Source organism: Hydrogenovibrio sp. 3SP14C1 (genome assembly GCF_029625905.1).
Classification (GTDB): domain Bacteria; phylum Pseudomonadota; class Gammaproteobacteria; order Thiomicrospirales; family Thiomicrospiraceae; genus Hydrogenovibrio.
This window is the reverse complement of record NZ_JARTLM010000173.1, coordinates 1-262: the sequence shown is the minus strand read 5'-3', so window position 1 is coordinate 262 and position 262 is coordinate 1. Positions and strand designations below refer to the sequence as shown.

1 pseudogene is annotated in these 262 nt (G+C 47.7%); it reads right to left on the bottom strand.

The window, feature by feature from the left end:
* Positions 1 to 262: pseudogene (locus P8629_RS12115) on the bottom strand (beta-ketoacyl-ACP synthase I); the annotation flags it as partial.

Sequence of the window (262 nt, the reverse complement as noted above, 5' to 3'; positions counted from 1 at the left end):
CTCTTGTTCACGTAGTTGAGTAACAATATCTAACCCCTCAGCAGCGGGATCAAGATTATCAATATTGATGCTAGGGGCGATAAAATTATGATGCAGCATCAAGGTAGAATAAATCGCCTCATGAACGCCTGCTGCGCCTAACGCGTGCCCCGTCATTGCTTTCGTTGCAGAAATCGCAGGGCTATGACCGCCAAAGATTTCTTGAATTGCACCCAGCTCTTTCACATCACCGACAGGTGTCGACGTACCATGGGTGTTGACA